Source organism: Priestia megaterium NBRC 15308 = ATCC 14581 (assembly GCF_000832985.1).
Taxonomy (GTDB): domain Bacteria; phylum Bacillota; class Bacilli; order Bacillales; family Bacillaceae_H; genus Priestia; species Priestia megaterium.
The window spans coordinates 551,695-567,080 of sequence record NZ_CP009920.1; the positions used below are offsets into that span (position 1 = coordinate 551,695).

Annotated in this window: 17 protein-coding genes and 1 pseudogene; 7 read left to right on the plus strand and 11 right to left on the minus strand. The window is 35.2% G+C overall.

From position 1 onward, the window contains the following. Positions 1-70: 70 nt before the first annotated feature. Positions 71-673, minus strand: coding sequence for a type 1 glutamine amidotransferase family protein (locus tag BG04_RS03555; RefSeq protein ID WP_034649800.1), 603 nt, complete (start codon positions 671-673; stop codon positions 71-73). Positions 674-896: 223 nt separating this feature from the next. Here BG04_RS03555 and BG04_RS03560 point away from each other — a divergent pair, with 223 nt between their 5' ends. After that, positions 897-1,610, plus strand: coding sequence for a hypothetical protein (locus tag BG04_RS03560; RefSeq protein ID WP_016766342.1), 714 nt, complete (start codon positions 897-899; stop codon positions 1,608-1,610). 53 nt (positions 1,611-1,663) lie between these two features. Here the strand turns inward: BG04_RS03560 and BG04_RS30875 are convergent, their stop codons facing one another. Together BG04_RS30875 and BG04_RS03565 are read right to left on the minus strand one after the other, a co-directional pair. Next, positions 1,664-1,810, minus strand: coding sequence for a hypothetical protein (locus tag BG04_RS30875; RefSeq protein ID WP_016766343.1), 147 nt, complete (start codon positions 1,808-1,810; stop codon positions 1,664-1,666). A gap of 43 nt (positions 1,811-1,853) precedes the next feature. Further along, complete coding sequence (locus BG04_RS03565) at positions 1,854-2,774, minus strand: CPBP family intramembrane glutamic endopeptidase (protein ID WP_016766344.1); 921 nt, start codon at positions 2,772-2,774, stop codon at positions 1,854-1,856. Positions 2,775-3,718: 944 nt separating this feature from the next. Between BG04_RS03565 and BG04_RS03570 the strand changes: the two genes are divergently transcribed. Both BG04_RS03570 and BG04_RS03575 read left to right on the plus strand, forming a co-directional pair. Continuing rightward, on the plus strand, positions 3,719-3,937 hold the full coding sequence (locus tag BG04_RS03570; protein WP_034649798.1) for a hypothetical protein: 219 nt from the start codon (positions 3,719-3,721) through the stop codon (positions 3,935-3,937). Between the two features lie 238 nt (positions 3,938-4,175). Next, positions 4,176-5,288 (plus strand): type II asparaginase, encoded by a 1,113-nt coding sequence (locus tag BG04_RS03575; protein ID WP_034649796.1) that lies wholly within the window; start codon positions 4,176-4,178, stop codon positions 5,286-5,288. 136 nt (positions 5,289-5,424) lie between these two features. Here the strand turns inward: BG04_RS03575 and BG04_RS03580 are convergent, their stop codons facing one another. From BG04_RS03580 to BG04_RS03605, 6 genes are all read right to left on the minus strand, one after another. Further along, entirely contained in the window at positions 5,425-5,811 is a 387-nt protein-coding gene (locus BG04_RS03580; RefSeq protein ID WP_034649794.1) for a hypothetical protein, read from the minus strand. A gap of 305 nt (positions 5,812-6,116) precedes the next feature. Beyond that, positions 6,117-6,980, minus strand: a complete 864-nt coding sequence (locus BG04_RS03585) for a DUF4097 family beta strand repeat-containing protein (RefSeq protein WP_034649791.1) — start codon at positions 6,978-6,980, stop codon at positions 6,117-6,119. Further along, positions 6,970-7,533, minus strand: coding sequence for an HAAS signaling domain-containing protein (locus tag BG04_RS03590; RefSeq protein WP_034655012.1), 564 nt, complete (start codon positions 7,531-7,533; stop codon positions 6,970-6,972). Before BG04_RS03590 ends, BG04_RS03585 begins: the two co-directional genes overlap by 11 nt. After that, positions 7,520-7,849, minus strand: a complete 330-nt coding sequence (locus BG04_RS03595) for a PadR family transcriptional regulator (protein ID WP_034649788.1) — start codon at positions 7,847-7,849, stop codon at positions 7,520-7,522. Before BG04_RS03595 ends, BG04_RS03590 begins: the two co-directional genes overlap by 14 nt. A gap of 274 nt (positions 7,850-8,123) precedes the next feature. Next, positions 8,124-8,279, minus strand: a complete 156-nt coding sequence (locus tag BG04_RS30745) for a hypothetical protein (RefSeq protein WP_025749955.1) — start codon at positions 8,277-8,279, stop codon at positions 8,124-8,126. 293 nt (positions 8,280-8,572) lie between these two features. Further along, on the minus strand, positions 8,573-9,475 hold the full coding sequence (locus BG04_RS03605; RefSeq protein ID WP_034649786.1) for a LysR family transcriptional regulator: 903 nt from the start codon (positions 9,473-9,475) through the stop codon (positions 8,573-8,575). Between the two features lie 398 nt (positions 9,476-9,873). Between BG04_RS03605 and BG04_RS31300 the strand changes: the two are divergent. From BG04_RS31300 to BG04_RS03620, 3 genes and pseudogenes are all read left to right on the plus strand, one after another. After that, a pseudogene (locus tag BG04_RS31300) lies at positions 9,874-10,166 on the plus strand (cyclophilin-like fold protein). Between the two features lie 81 nt (positions 10,167-10,247). Beyond that, positions 10,248-11,417 carry an MFS transporter gene (locus BG04_RS03615; protein ID WP_034649783.1) on the plus strand — a complete coding sequence of 390 codons (1,170 nt, stop codon included), beginning with the start codon at positions 10,248-10,250 and terminating at the stop codon, positions 11,415-11,417. Between the two features lie 240 nt (positions 11,418-11,657). Next, the gene (locus tag BG04_RS03620) at positions 11,658-11,939 is read left to right on the plus strand and encodes a YrhK family protein (protein WP_013084430.1); all 282 of its coding nucleotides are present in this window, start codon (positions 11,658-11,660) and stop codon (positions 11,937-11,939) included. An 88-nt stretch (positions 11,940-12,027) separates the two neighbouring features. Here the strand turns inward: BG04_RS03620 and BG04_RS03625 are convergent, their stop codons facing one another. Next, positions 12,028-12,441, minus strand: a complete 414-nt coding sequence (locus BG04_RS03625) for a general stress protein (protein ID WP_013084431.1) — start codon at positions 12,439-12,441, stop codon at positions 12,028-12,030. A gap of 236 nt (positions 12,442-12,677) precedes the next feature. On the opposite strand from BG04_RS03625, the gene BG04_RS03630 reads away from it, so the two are divergent. After that, the gene (locus BG04_RS03630) at positions 12,678-13,088 is read left to right on the plus strand and encodes a YndM family protein (RefSeq protein WP_013084432.1); all 411 of its coding nucleotides are present in this window, start codon (positions 12,678-12,680) and stop codon (positions 13,086-13,088) included. 561 nt (positions 13,089-13,649) lie between these two features. On the opposite strand, the gene BG04_RS03635 is transcribed toward BG04_RS03630, so the two are convergent. Further along, complete coding sequence (locus BG04_RS03635) at positions 13,650-15,365, minus strand: NAD-dependent malic enzyme (RefSeq protein ID WP_034649780.1); 1,716 nt, start codon at positions 15,363-15,365, stop codon at positions 13,650-13,652. Between the last annotated feature and the right edge of the window lie 21 nt (positions 15,366-15,386).

Consider the following 15,386-nt stretch of genomic DNA (forward strand, 5'->3'; position numbering starts at 1 on the left):
AAGCAGCCATATATCCTATTGAGTAAATTTTTATTACTATCTGGCCTTTTTTTAAGTAATTTAAAGTGAGTTATTTTTCGATATGTTCTCCTGTTATCGGAATAAAACCATTTTTAAATAAAGCGTACCATTCTTCCAGTTCTTTACTCTTTAAAACATTTAATTTATTTAAAATGTCTTTCGAAAATTCTAATGCACCGCTTCCATTAGCTGTAATTAGACAGCCATCACTAACAGATTGTTTTTCTATATAATTTTCATCCCCTCGATAATTAGGTGCTCCTTCTTTCAAATAAGCTAATGAATTACCTGTATGTTTATTCTGATCAAGAAACCCATAGTTCCCTAAAAAGGTCGTTGCATCACAAATCGCTGCAACCGGAATGTTATGTTCAAAACAAAAGCTCACCAGTTTCTTTACCTGATGATTTTTCTTTTCTCTCCATCCCGTTCCCCCAGGTATAATTAACATCGCAAAGTCAAGTTTAAAAGGAAAGTCTTTTAGGCTGTAATCGGGAAGAACGGTCAATCCTCCTATTGAAGTTTTAGGGTGTTTGTCGATTGCCATTGTCTGAACTTGAAATCCTGTTCCCTGTTTATTTAACTCAGCTGTCACATAACTGGCTTCCCAATCAGCAAAACCATCTGTAATAAAGACCATCACTTTTTTCATACACATACCACCCCTAATTCTTGATTAGAAATATAACTAAGCACATGATCAATCACCTATTTTAATTTACACTATATATATAGTGTAAAATAAAACCAATATTAAACTATTACGTTTAAAAACATCTATCTATAATTGAACAATGTTTCCATCTAAATCATGGTTTCTCTTCTTCTGTTAAAGGGAATTAAACCCTAAAAGTGAACCTTAAAAGGAGACCACCATGGTTACAATTGAATCAATCATAATAGGTATTGTTTTTATCCTCATTCAACTATACGCATTAACGATCGTCGAACGTTCTCCAATCGGGGAGAAAAAGCTGCTCTCATTATCAGGCGGTGTAGCTATTGCCTATGTATTTATTTATATCTTACCGACGCTTCACAAGAAACAAGAAGAGTTTGGAGGATCGCTAGCCCTTGATACTGAATTATATTTTCTTGGTCTTCTCGGCTTACTCGTCTATTTTTCTGTGTATTCATTTGCTCAGACAAAAGCAGCCACACACCTAACGGAACTGACCGTGTACATGGTACAGGCTAGTTTTTTTATGGTTTATTCTTTTATCATTTCTTATGTCGTATTTTCAACCGATGTTAAACGAGTTGAATCAGTATTCTACGGACTGGCTATCAGCCTTCATTTTATCGGGTGGTCTTACCATCTTGGAAAAAAACATCCGCGCTTACACAAAACTAGAGGTCGCTATATGCTGGCCGGAGCAACTTTTCTTGGGTCCATTCTGGGCGTCTTCGGACCTTCATCAGGACTGCTTATTGAATCTATGATTGCTTTTAGTTCAGGTGCAATGTTATTCAACGTGATCAGTAAAGAGCTCCCTTTTGAAAAGCATGCGCATTTGCCTACCTTTTTAATCTCATCTCTTATCTACGCGGCTACAATGATTTCGTTAAAAGCTTTTTTTAATTGGTAGTTGCGTGCGCGTGTTTTTACAAAATAAAAAGAGCAGCCTTAAAGGCTGCTCTTTTAAAATATGGTTTTTATTACTAGATATACTGCAGCAATCGATGCAAGAACGATAAGTACATTCAAAATACGATGTTGAGTAGCTAAGTGGCCTCGCTTCATTTCTGCACGAGTCAATGGTTTATTTTCATCGTGATTTCCACTCACTCTGTTACATCTCCTATCCTGTTTAGTTATTGGGTCTGCTAATTTAAGCAATAAGCTGATCTTTGTCAGCTGCTTCTTCCTTTTTTATCTTCCCTCTACATAAGATATAGAAAACACTAAACATAACAATCGACCAAATAAGATTAGCTCCTGGCTCAGTGTCAGCTACCTTAAACAAACTCGGTATAGATCCGAAAACAGAATCGTCCGTTGTAAGGAACAGAGCGAGAAACATGTTGTTGGCTGCGTGTGCGCCAATGGTAATTTCTAAGCTTTTTGTTTTAATCGCGATATATGTAAGAGCAAAACCAGCTACAATATAATCTAGTCCCACCAATATAATGGATTTATTCATTTCAGGATTAGCAAAATGACCTATTGAAAACATTAGTCCAACAATAATCGCAAGTAAAATGGGACGCTTCACTTTCTTACTCACCCATTGAAGAAGAAGTCCTCTAAAGAAAAGCTCCTCCGTTGTTGTTTGAATAGGTACTAACAAAAATGTAATAAGTATTAATAGTACATACTCTTTCACACTTACATGGTTCCATGAATAATCCGAATGGTTAAACACAACATCAATTAATTGTGAAATGATTAGTAACAGGCTAAAAGTTCCAAAAGACCATATTACTTTCTTCCAATTCACACGTTTGTTAGCAGTGATTAATGATTTCATTTTTCGTTTGTGAATAAAACGAATGCCGATCCATAAACCAAAAATCCAGCATATGTACATAATATGAGATAACAGAAAATCAAGGTTAGCATTGATTCCCACAGCCACTCCGCTATCAAAATCAAAATATGATTTTCCACTTTCATCAGCTGCAACCATTATTATTTCAGCGATAATATAAATAATTGATCCTAACAGCATAAACACAGAAGCAAGGATTGTTGTACTTACATAACGCTTCCAGCTATTTTTTCCTTCTTCCACATTTAAATAGTTTTTCATTTTCTTCTTACTCCCTCAGCCTTCTCTTCTCAATTACACCGTTCTTCTTTACTTTGTGGTTGTCTAGGCAATGTAAAAATCTATTAGGACCCGAAGTCCTGCAATCATTTTAACTACCGCCTGCTTTTTACCTTTAAAGATAAGGAAAGAGACTGACAATATTAAGAAATTACAACTCTACCCATTACCTGTTTATATAAAATTTAGCGTCTTAAAAGCCGTTAAAAAACAGCTTTTTCTAAAAGAAGACTCGACACCAAGTCATCGTTAACCTTTATATCTTGCTCATACGTGCCCGCATACACATAATTTTGAAGAAAATACTTGCTACTCAAGAATATATATCCTAGAACAACTAAAATAAATATTTTTTTCAACATCGTCCTCACCTTTTTATCTAAAGTTTTCCCCTCAAGGCTGCTACCACAACCGCTAAGAGCTTATCCATAAACAGCTTTTCATTTTTTTAAATTAGCTACCATTCTATCTAACATCGAAAAAATGATATAAGTTACAAATATATTACATTATTATTACAAATGTAACAATTACATTATAACGAAGAAAAAGAGGATAATCAATATGAAGTGTTTAGTAACACAAATAAAATTGCTAGATTACTATAATGCATCTAAATAAATTAAAACATTATGCAAAAGTGCACACGTTTTCTGGTAGCAATATTTAAATATTAAATAAAAGTGTTTTTAACTCTTTTCATCCCATTATGGACTGACATAGTATAGTTTTGGATTTTAATTGAATTTTTGGTTTTATATTCTATAATAGTGAAGGTGAACTAAGCTGGTGAAAAAGGTGGATTTAATATAGTTGAATAAGTTAGTGGTGCAAAGTACTAATGCCACAGCCCAGAAGTTTAGACCGTAACAAAAAAGCATAGAAAACAACTATGCTACAGCACTTTAGAAGAAGGTGGAAATAAAATGATTTTTATACCTATATTATCTTTAATAATTGGTTTGTATCTGTTAGCTTCAGGAATTTTTATAATTATAAGGGATAAAAATATAAAAGGAAAAACTAAAAAAGCTTTAGTTTTTTTAGCAGTAGCATCGGATATAGCAACTGATCCAGTGTCCTCTTCAGGATTCCGAATTATGCTTGGTGCTGTTTTATTAATAGCTGGATTCATTTTATTATAAGAAATACACCTTAATAATTCATTGTTAGAGTAGTTTATTAGAATAGTTCAGTTCCATAAATTTCTTCATTTGCGATATTATTGACTCATTTTACCATACAGCGTGTACCTTTTCTTCTAAATTATTTGTTTGGAGAAAGATATTTCAAATACAGATCTTAATAGCACCTTGGATATTTTAAATTTAAATTACCAATAATACCGTTACATGTCTTTTGCCTAAAAGGAGCTAAGTAACGATGGAACTGAAAAGAATAGTAAGCATCACCTTTTTATCAAGCGTTATCTTATTTTCGGGACCTTTATCATTGGTCAATGCATCTGTAAATGATTCTAAAATGACTGTAAAACATTCAGGGAAAGAAGAGCAGCCTAATATAAAGATTTTGGCCACTGGAGGTACGATTGCAGGCTCTTCTGAAAGCAGCACAGACACAACTGGATATGAATCAGGAGCTCTTAACATTAAAACAATTATCAAAGCTGTTCCTGAGTTAAAAAAAATAGCGAATGTAAGCGGAGAACAGGTCGTAAATATCGGAAGTCAAAATATAGATAACAGTATTTTGTTAAAGTTAGCGAAGCGAATTAATACACTATTAGCTTCTAAGGATGTTGATGGAATTGTCGTGACACACGGATCTGATACGATGGAGGAAACGGCTTATTTTCTAAATTTAGTAGTAAAGAGTGACAAACCTGTGGTTGTAGTTGGTTCAATGAGACCAGCTACCGCTATAAGTGCAGATGGACCGCTAAACTTGTATAATGCAGTGAAAATTGCTTCTACAAAAGACGCACGAAATACCGGCGTTTTAGTAGCGCTTAACGATCGAATTGGTGCAGCTCGTTATATAACAAAAACACATACAACGGCAGTAGATACGTTTAAATCCCCTGAACAAGGATATGTAGGAGAAATAGCTGGAGATAAGGTAATATTTTATAACAAACCAACTCGCAAGCATACAACACAATCAATATTCGATGTATCAAAATTAGATGAGCTTCCTCAAGTAGATATCATATATGGGTATCAAAACGATTCTAGGGGCTTTTATGACACAGCCGTAAAAACTGGAGCAAAAGGAATAGTCGTTGCAGGAGCAGGAAATGGACTGCTATCCGATGCTGCTCTAACAGGTGCTAGAGATGCGGTAAAAAAAGACGTAGTTATGGTTAGATCTAGCCGGGTAGGAAGCGGAGTTGTGACACATGAAGAATCAGATGATAAAGATACGTTTGTTACATCCGATTCGCTAAACCCACAAAAAGCCCGTATTCTTTTAATGCTTGCTTTAACGAAAACAAAGGACCCTAAAAAGATTCAAGAATATTTTAATGAGTATTAATCAAAAATATCTTTCATTCTCTATTTTGACTAAATTTTTTGAGAACACTTGGTAACTACAGCTTATAAGAAGGTCATAAAGAGGCTGAGACATCATTAACATATTTTTGTCTCACCCTCTTTTAACAGCAGGTCCCTTATTCATTTCCCCAGTTCTTGCTTTCTATAATTAAATGATTTGATGTGTTGTCTAGTACACGCCATACCAAGGTCTTGCCTTCTATATCTTTTAACTCCATAATGCCCTCTAGCTTATTGGTATTCAGATGGACACGCCCCTCATCTATTCTTTGCGCACTTTTTAATCTTGTTCCAAATGTTGCAGGACTTTCTTCCGTTAGCTTTACAATGACATTTATCATACGTTCGTCAGAAACATAGTTTTTGCTGTTCTCATAGTTCTTAGCAGCAGGCTTAATAGCGTGTTCTAACCCAGTTTCGTATTGGCGCCAATCAACAATTAAAAAAACCGCAAATACTAAAGACACTGTGAGTAACAAACCGTAGGCAACATATCGTTTCATTTATTTTTGCTCCTTTCGCAGGAATAGGTTGTATCAGAAAATAGTATCGTTTTATTTAAAGAAATATTCCTTTTTTATAGAAAAGATAAAAGAAGATATATTTTTGTAGACCTTCCATGCTCAAATTACAAGAACCAAGAGAGATTTGTATACGGCTCATTTTTAGCTGCCACTATTACTTTACTTCACCATAAGCTAAATTAAAAAAGGTTCCACTCCAATGTTCAATGAGTAAAACCTTTTTTGCTTATCTCAGTCTAGCTGTGCCATTGCTTTTTTATAAAGGAGCTTATGATAACAAACAGTTACTTTATTACTGAAATACTGCCGTTATGAGTGGCTAGTTTAATGATATTCTTTCCTTTTCCAATAACAGCGTCCCTATCATATTTATTCAGAATATTGACTTTTCCATTGTCCACGGAAACATTAAATTGAACGTCACTTGGTTCTTTTTCCGTCGTAATTTTAATCTTTCCATTGTGGGTTTTAAAGTCAATATCTCGATCAAGTTCTTCTGTTTCAAGAGCGATGCTTCCGTTATGCGTTTCGCCTTCTAAATTACCTTCCACGTTACTCAGCGTTATTTTCCCGTTATTTCCTTTTGCTTGAACCGTTTTTGCTGCAGCATTTTTTATGCTTGTAAGTCCATTGCGTACGCTGGTGTTCAAGTTTTGTGAATCAATGTTCTCTAATTCTACACGCCCATTGTTTGCACGAATGGAAACATCTGCTGCACGTACTTTTTTAACAGACACATACCCATTGTTGCTGGAAATCCCCAACGAATTATACTGTTTTTCAGGCAGATAAACGTTGATGGATAGGGGTTTTAATACACTAACAATGTCAAAATTGATCCAGCTGCGCTGTTGTTCATTATAGGAGATGAAAAGCGTTGAATTTTTAACGGCAGTAGTGAAGTCTCTTTTTATATTAGGAGATGTTTCTCCTTTTAATGTTACTTTGATATTATCGCCTTTGATAGGGTACACATGAACACGAGTATTATCCGTATCGATGTTTACCTTGGATACTTGATTGCTGTTGATCGTTTTTTCTTTTGAAATAGGTTCAGAATCAATAGCACGATACGTAAGGAGACTTCCTATAACCCCAACAAGGATGAGAATGCCTGCAAGAATGGAGAGTTTCTTTTTATTCAGCACGTTTTAAACCGCCTTTCACAAGTGATACATTGTATTTTAGATAACGTACAAAGCCTTTTATAGCTAGCTTCGTCACAACTAACATACCTAGCATAATAAAATAGCCAATTCCGCAAAATGCTAAAGCCATGAATAAATTAAAGAGAAAAAAGCCGCTCCAATGTACAATAGCCTCACCGAGAACTAGAATAGGAGATAGCAAGAAACATAGACCTATGGCCCAAGCTGACAAAATGAAGCCAGCTAATGCCACGGCGGGCCCAAGAACAATTACTACATTGAAAAAAGCTAAACCAATTACGGCCCAAGTGGCTCTTAAAATATTTTGAGTTGTTGCCTTAGCTGTTGCTTGCTCAACGTGATAATCTGCGAGCAATTCTTTAGCTATTTGATTCGGAGAACCTAGCGACGCTACAATTTCTTCTTCTGTTTTTCCTTCTTCTAAGCCAATGGAAAAATGTTCTTCATAATCTTGTAAAATATCTGCCCGTTCTTTTGTGGATAATGGTTTTAAGGATTCATTTAATTGCTGTAAAAATTTACTCTTCGACATTGTTCACACCTTCTTTAATTAATTGATTAACACCTCTTGAAAACTCGTGCCATTCATCGACAAGTTTGTATAAATAATCTCTTCCTTTATCGGTAAGCTGATAATATTTCCTTGAGGGACCTTCTGTAGATTCTTTTAGGTACGTTGTGAAGTATTCTTCTTTTGTTAATCGGCGCAGAAGAGGATATACTGACCCTTCTGATATTTCAATTTGATCGGAGATTTTTTGAACTAATTCATATCCATAGCGGTCTTTTTTATCAAGCAACACAAGGACACAAAGCTCTAAAACTCCTTTTTTAAATTGTACGTTCACTGTTCTTCACCCTTTTCACAGTCCACTACTGTTTATTGTATAGTACTGATTTATAATTTCTTCCTAATAATTACAATATATCACCAACTATTGTTTATTGCAAGGTACTGTTTAATATTTTTTAAATTTTAGCCATTTTTACAGTCGTAAGGTGTTTTTTATAAAGCAAGGTTCAACCTTCTTTTCTAATTAGCTTGTAGATAAAATTATTTTAACGTACCCAAAAGAAAAAGCAGCCTATAGCTATAGACTACATAGCAGCGATCATGCCAGGCTATTTTTCTTTTGCTTGTTGGATAAATAAAAAGAAAACCGTTATTAAGATAAAATAATTTAGCGGATTTTTGAAAATATCCCCGCCTAATGCCAATTGCAATAAGATCCATAAAGCGAATATCACTAGTATGGCTGGTATTATAAGCTTGTTCATACATCACTCATCCTTCGTTTAAAATAATAAAGCAATCGTGGCTCTCCATACTTGTTGCATACTCTAACATTAAATCCATAAATAGCTTTAAAAGCATACTGATTGAATGTTTATAAGAATATCACTTTTAAGATAAAATTTAACAGCCGTTATTGCATTTGATAGAAATGTCTTACGTGTATTTGATTTTTTTGTAATAAATTAAAGAAAAAAGAAGCCATCATTTTACATTTTTATACAATAAAAAACAGCCAATTTTATGGCTGTTTTAAAGTAGAATGCTATCAAAAATTTCATTTTCTAGGTGATGCAAATTCCTTCTGCAGTTCTTTTAAAAACGCATTCGCCGCAGTTGAAAGAACATGATGCTTTTTCCACACAATATTTAAACCTGATTCAAGTCTTGGCTGTAACGGCCTGAAACAAAGGTTGCTAGTAGTAGATGTATTGACTATTTTATCAAGTGTTATGGCATATCCAACGCCTTCTTCAACCATAATGCCCGCATTATATGCAAGATTGTATGTAGTGACGATGTTTAATTTATGAAAATCTTCGCCAAACCAATCCGCAAATTCATTTTTTGAAAACGTCTGTTTCATGGCCTGTCGTGAACAAATCAGTGGAACGTTTACTAAATCCGCAGCTTGAATGCTTTCTTTGACGGCAAGAGAGCTGTCTTTTTTCATAACGACGCCCCAAACATCTTTGGCAGGCATATTAAGATAATTGTATTTTGAAATATCGGCCGGCTGAATTAAAATACCGAAATCAAGCAGACCCTTGTCTAGCCGTTCCGTTATATCTTCTTCGTTTCCGCTGTAAAGGTGATATCGTATATTGGGATAACGTACCTGTACATCTTTTGCTACTCGTGCAATGTGTTTCATAGCTTCAGTTTCCCCGCCGCCTATATAGACATCACCACCTATTGTTTCTTCCATCGAACTAAATTCCGCCTCTAATTTATTCATCATATTAACGATTTCCTCTGCCCTGTTTCGCAGAAGCATTCCTTCATCTGTCAGAATGATACTGTGACTGCTGCGAATAAATAGTTTTTTACCTAACTCTTGTTCAAGATCTTTTAATTGTCTCGACAAAGTTGGCTGTGTCACATGCAAAAAATCAGCAGCTCTCGTGATGTTTCCTTCTCTTGCAACCGTAAGAAAATAGCGCAAAACTCGAACTTCCATATACCGCTTCTCCTTTCACAAGCTTTAGTATATACATCCCAGAAATGCTTATCAAGCATATCATGATATAAGATATAAGTATTTTCTATATTTAAAAGGAGCCATTAGAATAAATAGCAACGAAGTTCATATCACGAAAGCACCATTTTTAATTATTCAAAATTGAAAGGAGCTTAAAATGAAAAATTTTTATGTCTGTCTTCTATCTTAGTAACAAGCCTTTGCCTCTCTGCTTGCAGCAACAATAATTCATCTGCAGCGGACAGAGATCATAATGCAAGTAATCCTTCAAGCCAAGCACCAGAACAACCAAAGAAGATTCTATTTCAGCTACAAGAATCAAATTAACGTTTAACGATAAAGAAGTCTTGATTAGGATGTACGATAACTCAGGAAGTATGGCTTTTTTAGCTCAACTGCCTTTAACCATAACTTTTGAAGATTATATAGGTAAAGAAAAAATTAGTATTTTACAAAAGAGATTATCAGCAGATGATGTACAAGCTGGAGATCCATCAAAAAAGGCGACTTTGCTTATTACGCTCCTTGGGGAAATGTAGCTATTTTTTATAAAGGTTTTGAGAATGCCACAAATGACCTTATCATACTAGGTCAGATTGAATCAGGAAAAGAAAACGTTGAAAATATTCATGGTGATTTTACAGTTACCATTGAAAAAGTGACTAAGTAAAAACATGACAATTGGTCTTTAAACAGCCCGCTTTGAAGCAGCTAGAACAGAACACTTTTTAGAAAGAAGGAAATTGATTGTATGTCTAAACAACATAAGCTACTTATATTTGTCTTAACCTTAGGAGCTTTCGGGATTATAAATACCGAAATGGGGGTTATAGGGATACTGCCCTACATTGCGGATCACTTTCATATCAGTGTATCGAAGGCCGGGTGGCTGGTAAGTCTTTTTGCTCTTACTGTATCAATATCCGGTCCAACTATGCCGTTATTATTTTCAGGAATCAATCGTAAGAAAGCAATGTTGCTTGTACTTGGTATTTTCGTTTTAGGTAACATTATCTCTATATTCACCACTAACTTTGCTGTTGCCATAATTGCGCGTGTGATTCCAGCTATCTTTCATCCAATTTATTTTTCAGCAGCTTTTACAATGGCTGCGAACTCCGTCAGCGAGGAAGACGCTCCAAAAGCTGTTTCCAAAGTCTTTATTGGCGTATCTGCAGGTATGGTACTTGGTGTACCAATCGCAAGCTTTCTTGCAAGCACAGTTTCGTTTCAACTATCAATGGCATTTTTCGCTGTTATTAACGCTATAGTATTTATTGCTACATGGGCATTCTTCCCTTCTATGCCTGTTAAAGAAAGACTTTCCTACGGAGTGCAGCTCAGCGTATTAAAAAACCCCGTTACTTGGCTTTCCATTATGGCCGTCCTTTTACTGAATTCAGCAGTATTTGGAGTATACAGCTATCTTGCTGAGTATCTTAAAACCGTTACGAACATCTCTGGAAAACTAATTAGCTTTATATTAATTCTATTCGGTGTGGCCAATATTATTGGAAACATTATCGCAGGGAAGCTGCTTACGAAAAATGCCATCAAAACGGTAGTAGTTTTTCCTTTTGCATTGGGAGTGGTTTACATCATTTTATTCTTCACCGGACAGTTCACTTGGCCTATGGCTATTATGACTTTAGTTTGGGGAATATTCGCTGGGATAGGAACGAATATTAATCAATATTGGATTTCATCAGCAGCTCCAAAAGCTCCTGATTTCGCAAACGGACTATTTTTATCATCCGTTAACTTAGGAACAACGATTGGTACAGCTGTAGGTGGACTATTTATATCAGGGCTGGGTACAGAATACGTCGTACTAGTGGGGATCTTGTCATTAGTATTGAGCGTAGTATTTATTTTACCAAGAAGCTACATGAATCGTCCTATAAAACAGCTTTCTAAATAAGGCATCAATTCAATTCTTTTTAGGGATTCCTGTGTTTTCTTTTATTGCATCTATGAAGAGCAGAAATCTATTCTAATCAATGCTTACACCATTAATAGATAAAAATGGAGATTTGAGATGGAAAAATACACTAAAGTTACGCTTGTTGCCTTACCATCATATACCTGTTACAAAAGACGTTTTTTTATGACTTGCTAAGGGAATAAAAAAAAGGAAATTCAAGAAAAAGAGGGAGTTACAATGTCAGAAATGGGAAGAAAAGAAGACTACGGGGAGATTGAAATAGGTAAATACGAATTGTTCTTTAAAAAGAGTTATAAAGTTATAAATACGATTAATGACTTCTTGATAGGCATCTGGTTCCTAATTGGCAGTATTTTATTCTTCTATGATTCCTTAAAAAATATAGGGATTTGGTTATTTATTCTTGGAAGCGTGCAATTGCTCATTCGTCCAACGATTAAATTAGTACACGATTTTCACTTACGAAAATATTTAAAGGAAGGTTATCGCAATAAATAATCTTCTTTGTAAACAATTTTTCTTGTGAATTCTATATATCAAAAGAGGGTGTACGCGTTAGCGTACACCCTCTTTTAAATCAAATATATCACCCTAGGTCTAACCCTTTTTCATTCAATTTATGAGAAGTCACAGCAATTACAAACTTTCCATCATCCAAATCTTTTTTATGAGAGGTTAGCTCCTCTGTGGGAATACCTAAATTTGTTGCACGGTCTTCTTCATTTGAGTAATTTTGGACCACAAAAAATTTCTTTAATTTATCTAAAAAAGAATCCGGCTGGGCCCCTCCAGTCATATCTTCCTGAGTGACCTTATCTTGGTCAGCAGCAGATAGCTTATCCACGTTTACATTCGTTCTATAAGCTAGGTTGCCCGCTGCGGTCTCTTGATTAGTTAGAACTGTAATTTCATTATCCTCATACCCTATCATTCTTAATTTCTCAATTCTAGTTAATGTTTCTTCCGGCGACTCATATACACCTATAATACTTTTACTCATAAAACCTTCCTCCTTCATTAAGATCTTTTCTCCTCATTTTTTATGTACCCGCTATTCTATCCTTCTTAACAATGGAGCCGTAGTTAAAGGAGTGAATCAAATGATTTTCCCTTTTTAAGGAATTCGATTAAATAAATGCTAGCTTGCTTAAGGCAAAACGTTTATCTAAAAAAGATTACCTCCCCTAATACTGGGTATATATTCATTAAAAGATAATAAAAGGGAGATGAAAAAAGATGAAACATGTAAAGGCTCTTATTATAAAGTTTGTAATGAGCGCTGTAGTCTTAGGCATAGTATTTACAGGCATTTATAATTACAATTTTAGTGACACTATACTAATCGGTTTAGTCCTCACAGTTGTCGCTTATGCCCTTGGCGATTTGTTAGTATATCGCAATGCTGCTGATGATTCAGACTATAAAAAAAGAAACATTGTCGCTACAATTTCTGATCTTATTTTATCTTTTTTAGTCATCTGGATAATGGGGGCATCCTTTTTTGGAAATACCATAACCGTTATTCAGGCTTCTGTAGTATCAGCTATTGTTATAGCCGTTAGTGAATGGTTCTTCCATAAGTATCTAGATAAACATGTTCTTAACACCGATAACGATAAACATACCGATGCGACATATAATAAATAACTTATTAACAAGAAGAGCAAATATCAAAAATAGACAAATTAGTAAAAAGAAAGACTGGAATAAAAGTATTGTAGTCAAAGGAAGATCCGAACGATGAATTGAGATTCTTGATAGAGAATCAACTTCGTTCGGATTTTTTTATGGGTATGTTGAACGTAGATTTCATATATATATTTGCTTCTAGCTGTTGATTGAAGGGCAAGGCGAAGACTCCTGCGGGAAAAGCGGAACAGATGAGACCCCGCAGGAGCGCAAGCAACGAGGAGGCTCACCGGCCGCCCGCGAAAAGCGAAGCCTTGCACGGAAATTAACAGCGCTGTAATAAGTAATTCATACCAAAGCATTCATCCGAGTTGTTCGTCTTTAGATTGAAGTGATTTAGTTATGTCTCAACCTTCTTTTTTAATTCTGAGAGATGTATTTATGGTAGAGAATTCATATATTATATTAAGAAAAAGCCCACTCCCTTTCAGTTGAAAGAGATGGGCTCTTCTTAACGTTGGATGTATATGTTTACATCAACTCGAGAAAGGAATAAGCTTGAAAAAATTCACTAAGAGATCAATTCGCTTTTGCCTTACTTATTGGTCGGATAGTCTTGTATTCTGGTTTCCACATAGCTTTTTCTATTAACCTTTCTACATCCTGTTCTTGAAATTTCGATACACCATCTTTAATAGCAGCTTTTGCAACAGCTATAGCCACTGTTTTGGATACGTTTTGAAGATCTTTAATATGAGGAAGTAACGTATCACCTTTGGTTTGAGTTTCGGCCATATGGGCGACTGCATTTGCAGCTTCAGCGAACATCGTCTCTGTAAATTTTTCAGCTTTTACAGCAATTGCGCCCAGACCAAGACCGGGAAATACAAATGCATTATTAGCTTGGCCAATTTCATATGTTGTTCCTCTATACTCCACTGAATCAAAGGGACTTCCTGTTGCAATTAATGCTTTGCCATCTGTCCAATGTATAATATCTTTCGGGATAGCTTCAGCTAACTTAGTAGGGTTAGATAAAGGCATAATCACAGGTCTTTCTACATGGCGAGCCATTTCTCTAATCATTTCTTCCTTAAATGCCCCTGTTACTCCCGATGTTCCAATTAGAATAGTAGGCTTTACTTGTTTGATTACTTCTAACAAAGGTATTTTATTGTCATTATCTTTTTTCCAATTTTTTATTTCTTCTACTTTACGGGCATAAGGCTGCTGGAATGAAGCTAAATCATTTATCTCCTCCGTTAACAGCCCTCTATAATCATAGGCCCAAAACCTATCATATGCTTCCTCTTCTGAAAGACCTTCAAGAACCATCGCACTGTGGATTCGATCAGCGTTTCCAATACCGGCAGAACCTGGTCCAAAGACAACAATACGATGATCTTTTAGGGAGGTCTTTGTAATTTTTAAAGCAGTCAATACAGCCCCTAATGTAATCACACCCGTCCCTTGAATATCATCATTAAATGTTAAAAGATGATCTCCATACTCTTCTATAATACGTCTGGCATTTTTATTCCCTAAGTCCTCCCAATGTAACAATGCTTTTGGGAACTTATTTATTATTTTATTTACAAATTGATCAATAAATTGATTGTAAGCTTCGCCTGTTACACGCTCATGGCGATTACCTAAATAAAGCGGATCTTTAAGTAATTCTTTATTATTGGTTCCTACGTCTAACACAATGGGAAGAACACGGCTCGGATCAATACCGGCAGCTGCTGTATATACCGCTAACTTACCCACTGCAATGTTAATTCCGCCTACTCCCCAGTCTCCTATTCCAAGAATGCTCTCAGAGTCTGTAACTACGATTAAATCAATATCTTCTGAGCTTAATTCTACATTTTCTATCGCTTTGTCCATTTTGTCCGCTTCGTCAATAGACAAATATAGACCATCAGGACGGTGATATTGATGGCTATATTCTTGAATAGCTTCTCCAACGGTTGGTGTGTAAATAATCGGTAGCATTTCACTTAAATGATCTTTTAATAATCGATAAAACAATACCACATTTCGATTATGCAAATCGTTTAATAAATTATTTTTTTGCAAATCATTTGATGCATTCTTAAACTGTTGATAAGCACGCTGTACTTGTTCTTCTAATGTCAGTACGGTGGGCGGTAATAATCCATCTAACTTGAGTTCTTCTCTTTCTCTTTTTGTAAATGCAGATCCTTTGTTTAGATAAGGTCTCGATAAAATATTTTTCCCTTTTAATGGTGTTTGAACGAAACTCTTTTGTGCTTCAGCAGAAGATCTCATATGTTATCCCCTTTCTGTTCT